The following is a 4,707-nucleotide window of genomic DNA, read 5'->3' as shown; positions in this document are numbered from 1 at the left end:
TTTGGACTTCGTTTTGTTGTGCAAACTCGTCCTCACAGCATCTGCCTGATAGTGTTCGTGTTCCTCGGGCCGGAACTTTGCCGCCAGCTTCCTTCAGATTCCACTTCGCAGTGGACACCCTTGCTCTTGGCTAATGGTTGGCGATTACATACCCCCATAACGGACTTTAACCGTCAAGTTTATCATCATGCATGGCGCACACAAAAAAGCCCCCCGATGTATCGGGAGGCTTTTTTTATATACTCAATAAACTTATTTACATCCTAGCAACTCACACAATTTCGCATCCAGCTCCTGACCACGCAGGTTTTTACCAACGATCTTTCCATTGGGATCTATGAGATAGTTCTGCGGAATGCTTTCAATTTTATACTTGCGGGCGGCCTCGTTATTCCAGTATTGCAGATCGCTCACCTGGGTCCACAGAAGGCCATCGTCTTTTATAGCCTGTAACCAGGGCTCCCGGGCTCTGTCGAGCGATACCCCCAACACGGTAAAGTTCTTGCCTTTAAACTTGTTATAGGCAGTAAGAACATTAGGGTTTTCCATGCGGCAGGGTTTGCACCAGCTGGCCCAAAAATCTACCAACACATATTTACCCCTGAATGAGTTTAACGATACGGGTTTACCGGTGGTATCGGTTTGCGTAAACTCAATGGCGTCACTGCCCACGGCGCCTACTTTGGTATCGGCAATGGTTTGCTGTAACATTTTGCCATAAAATCCCTGTTGGGCGGCAGGCGCCAATTGGTTAAAGCGTTTCTCCAGTATAATGGGGTCTTGTTCCAGTTCTTTGGTAACGATCAGCAGGAAAGGCGCTACCGGCGAAGCTTTTTTTGCAGCAACGAATTTATCAATAGCAGTCACCGCAGCATCATACGCTTTTTTATAAGCGGCCTGCAGGGAGTCGCTGGGTTTCTGGCCATTTACCTGCTGGTTCAACTGGGTAAGCGTTTGAAACAAGGGGTTGAATGTCTTCTGGAATTCTATAAAATCACTATTGGAAGGCGAACCCTTTATGTCAAGCTGTTGTACGTTCTTGATATCGCCTTTTATGGTAACGTTGTCATTGCCGATAAATAAAACCGATTTTTTTCCGTGCTCATCATAATTCAACTGGTACAGGTTCGGTTCTTCTATGGCGCCTTTCAGGACAAAAGTGCCCTTGGTAACGCGGCCCTTTGCCAGGGTATCTGTAGGCTTGTTCATGTCCACCAGGGACACTTTGGAATTTTCCACCAAACCGGTAACGGTACCGGTAATAACAAATCCCTTTTGCTGCGCCATAACCGCAACAGGTAACAAAAATAGTCCCGCTATCAGCTTCTTCATATTACTTTTTATTCGAATGTCTGTTTTGTAAAATACTTACTACCTGTTGCAATGTATAACCTTTTGCGTTAAGTAATACCAAATAATGAAACATCAGATCGGCCGCTTCGTTCAGAAAAAGGTCTTCGTTGTTGTCCTTGGCTTCAATAACCAGTTCCACCGCTTCTTCGCCCACTTTTTGGGCAATTTTATTGATCCCTTTGCTAAAAAGCTGTTTTACGTACGATTTCTCATCCTCGCTTTTCTTACGCAACTCAATGATATCCTGTAAGTAATATAAAAAGTCATCGGCATGGTTGCGTTCGCTCCAGCAGGTATCGGCCCCGGTATGGCAGGTAGGGCCTAAAGGCTGGGCCTTAACGAGCAGGGTGTCATTATCACAATCGCTCAGAATTTCTTTTACCAGCAGGTGATTGCCGCTCTCCTCGCCTTTTGTCCACAGCCGTTTTTTGCTGCGGCTGAAAAAGGTCACTTTTCCTTCGCTCATAGTTTTGCTCAGGGCTTCTTCGTTCATAAAACCCATCATTAACACCTTATGTGTGGTAAAATCCTGAATAATGGCCGGCACCAGGCCATCGCTGTATTTATTGAAATCTACTTTCATTGTATGATCATTAAGCTGGTCTTACAGCTATCTGTTTATCCTGCAAATATCCTTTTAAATCGGGAATTGCTATTTCTTTAAAGTGAAATATGCTGGCGGCCAGGGCAGCGTCGGCCTGGGCCTGTTCAAAAACATCTACAAAATGAGACATGGTGCCGCCGCCGCCGGATGCAATTACCGGCACCGGCAGTTGTATGGCCAATTGGCGGGTAATGTCTAATGCAAAACCTTGCTTTGTACCATCGTGGTTCATGGAGGTGAGTAAAATTTCCCCTGCGCCAAGGTCAACACCCTGTTTTGCCCAATCAAAACAACGGGCTTCGGTTTTGGTACGGCCACCATTCAGGTATACATACCATTCACCATCTTCTTCCTGACGGGTGTCGATAGCGAGTACTACGCACTGGCTTCCAAATTCTTTCGACAGCTCCTGGATCAACTGCGGATTTTTAAAGGCAGCGGTGTTCACCGAGATCTTATCGGCGCCATTCTGCAGCAATGCACTTACATCATCCACACTGCTGATGCCGCCGCCCACTGTAAATGGAATATTAATGTGATGCGCAATGCGGTTCACCAGTTCCCGCAATGTTTTCCGCTTTTCAACGGTAGCGGTTATATCCAGAAACACCAGTTCATCGGCGCCCTGTTGTGCATATAAAGCACCCAGTTCCACCGGGTCACCGGCATCACGAAGATTTACAAAATTGGTCCCCTTCACCGTACGGCCATCTTTTATGTCTAAGCAGGGGATTATTCGTTTACATAACATGATTACTATTTTATTCGTGTTCGATCATGGATCAGTAGCAAGGCAGAAGGCAAAGGGCAAAGAACCCCGTTGCGGCAACCACAAGACTTCCACTCTGCAAAAGCTTTCAAAAACTAAATAACTAACAAACTCAATAACACAGAATCTAATAACTTAAACTTAGAACCTGGAATGTTCAACTTTAAACTTTCAACTAAATTTCTTTAACTCATCCAATGAAATTTTGTTTTCATAAATAGCTTTACCCACAATAGCTCCACTACAACCAATCTCCATTAGGCTTTCCAGATCCTTAACGGAACTCACCCCGCCACTGGCAATAAAATGCAGCGAAGGGAACCGCTCGATGATCTTTTTATACAATTCCACCGACGGACCGGCCAGTAACCCATCCTTGCTTACATCGGTACAGAATACCTGTTGAACGCCATGGTCAAGATATTTCTGCAGAAAATCATAGATAATGATATCGGTAGTTTCGAGCCAGCCACCAACCGTGATCTTTTCTTCTTTAACATCAGCACCCAGCAGGAATTTTTCGGCGCCAAACTGTAACAACCATTTTACAAACTCGGCTTCATTCTTTACAGCCAGACTGCCAATGGTAGCCAACGCTGCGCCTGATCCAAATACAATGTTCACATCCTTTTCGGTTTTTATGCCGCCGCCAAAATCAATTACCAGCGATGTTTTGCCGGCAATGGCTTCCAGTACTTTCCAGTTTTTTACGGCGCCGGCTTTGGCGCCATCCAGGTCAACCAGGTGCAGACGTTGTAGACCGGCATCTTCAAATTCCTTGGCTACTTCCAACGGGTTCTCATTGTAAATTTTCTTTTGTTCATAATCCCCCTGCGTTAGCCGCACGCATTTTCCATCAATAATATCAATAGCCGGAATGATCTGCATATGCTTTGTTTGCACTAATTGTTTTTCCATTTTAATAAAATCGAGGCCGTATCGCTGCCAGGTTTTTCCTGCGGGTTGCATCCCGAATTTTTTGTAAATACCGGTAGCTGTTAAGCGCGCATTGCACCAGATGTTCTTTTTACCCTGCTGATGCGCCCAATCCATTACATGTTGTAACAGAATGGTGCCATAGCCTTTGCCCTGCCAGGTGGTCCTTGTAGCAAATTTTCTGAATTGTACGGAGCCATTCCGGTCAAATACCGAGATCACGGAAACCAGCTCGCCGCTGTCATACAATCCCCAATGCAGGCCTTTCTCATCATCTTCCAACTGTACAAACGAAATGTTTTCCTGTGGGTACATCACTGCCTGCCTCATGGCCCACACTTCATTCAGGGGAACCGATTGTATTGGCATATTATAAACTCAAAAAGTTTTTTAATATCTGCTCGCCTGCTTTGGCGCTTTTCTCCGGGTGAAATTGTACACCATAGAAATTATCCCTGTGCAGGGCGGAACTATAGGGTTGTACATAATCTGTTGTAGCAATGGTGTGTTCACCTAATGCTGCGTAATAGCCATGTACAAAATAACAATAACTGTTGTCTGGCAGATCCGCAAACAGTTTTGTTTTTAAGTTGACAATGTTATTCCAGCCGATCTGAGGAACTTTAACGCGGCCAGTGGCTCCCCCGGGCCTCTCCCCCAACCCCTCTCCAACCGGAGAGGGGGGAATAAACTGACGAACCTGTTCGTCGAATATTCCCAGACAGGTTGTATCATTCTCTTCGCTATAAGCGCACATCAGTTGCATGCCCAAACAAATACCCAGTACGGGTTGCTGCAGGTTTTTGATAACCGTATCCAGCTTGTGTTCTTTCAGATAACGCATGGCGCTGCTGGCCTCTCCTACTCCGGGAAAGATCACTTTACCGGCGTTTTGGATCTGTTCAACATCATCGGTCACTACGGCGTTTACGCCAATACGTTCCAACGCATACAGTACCGACTGTATATTCCCTGCATTATATTTTATGATTACCAGGTCCATTCTTTGTTTTATCAGCTTTTAATATCAGTTATAAACTTTTTG

5 protein-coding genes are annotated in these 4,707 nt (G+C 45.4%); all 5 read right to left on the bottom strand.

Annotated elements, in window-relative coordinates:
* Positions 1-252: 252 nt before the first annotated feature.
* Entirely contained in the window at positions 253-1,332 is a 1,080-nt protein-coding gene (locus ACJ751_RS09115; protein WP_407745176.1) for a redoxin domain-containing protein, read from the bottom strand.
* A gap of 1 nt (position 1,333) precedes the next feature.
* Positions 1,334-1,936 (bottom strand): bifunctional phosphoribosyl-AMP cyclohydrolase/phosphoribosyl-ATP diphosphatase HisIE, encoded by a 603-nt coding sequence (hisIE, locus tag ACJ751_RS09110; RefSeq protein WP_407745175.1) that lies wholly within the window; start codon positions 1,934-1,936, stop codon positions 1,334-1,336.
* Between the two features lie 10 nt (positions 1,937-1,946).
* Entirely contained in the window at positions 1,947-2,708 is a 762-nt protein-coding gene (gene hisF / locus ACJ751_RS09105; RefSeq protein ID WP_407745174.1) for an imidazole glycerol phosphate synthase subunit HisF, read from the bottom strand.
* Positions 2,709-2,897: 189 nt separating this feature from the next.
* On the bottom strand, positions 2,898-4,031 hold the full coding sequence (gene hisA / locus ACJ751_RS09100; RefSeq protein WP_407745173.1) for a 1-(5-phosphoribosyl)-5-[(5-phosphoribosylamino)methylideneamino]imidazole-4-carboxamide isomerase: 1,134 nt from the start codon (positions 4,029-4,031) through the stop codon (positions 2,898-2,900).
* Position 4,032: 1 nt separating this feature from the next.
* Positions 4,033-4,665: an imidazole glycerol phosphate synthase subunit HisH gene (gene hisH / locus ACJ751_RS09095; protein WP_407745172.1), complete on the bottom strand. Its 633-nt coding sequence runs from the start codon at positions 4,663-4,665 to the stop codon at positions 4,033-4,035.
* Positions 4,666-4,707: the final 42 nt, after the last annotated feature.

The organism is Niastella sp., assembly GCF_045805085.1.
Lineage (GTDB): Bacteria > Bacteroidota > Bacteroidia > Chitinophagales > Chitinophagaceae > Niastella.
The sequence above is the reverse complement of the archived record's forward strand: the minus strand, read 5'-3'. Positions and strand labels throughout refer to the sequence as shown.

Bases quoted from the DNA above. Each gene is read 5' to 3' on its own strand.
- ACJ751_RS09115 (WP_407745176.1), bottom strand. From the start codon at position 1,332: ATGAAGAAGCTGATAGCGGGACTATTTTTGTTACCTGTTGCGGTTATG.
- hisIE (WP_407745175.1), bottom strand. From the start codon at position 1,936: ATGAAAGTAGATTTCAATAAATACAGCGATGGCCTGGTGCCGGCCATT.
- hisF (WP_407745174.1), bottom strand. From the start codon at position 2,708: ATGTTATGTAAACGAATAATCCCCTGCTTAGACATAAAAGATGGCCGT.
- hisA (WP_407745173.1), bottom strand. From the start codon at position 4,031: ATGCCAATACAATCGGTTCCCCTGAATGAAGTGTGGGCCATGAGGCAG.
- hisH (WP_407745172.1), bottom strand. From the start codon at position 4,665: ATGGACCTGGTAATCATAAAATATAATGCAGGGAATATACAGTCGGTA.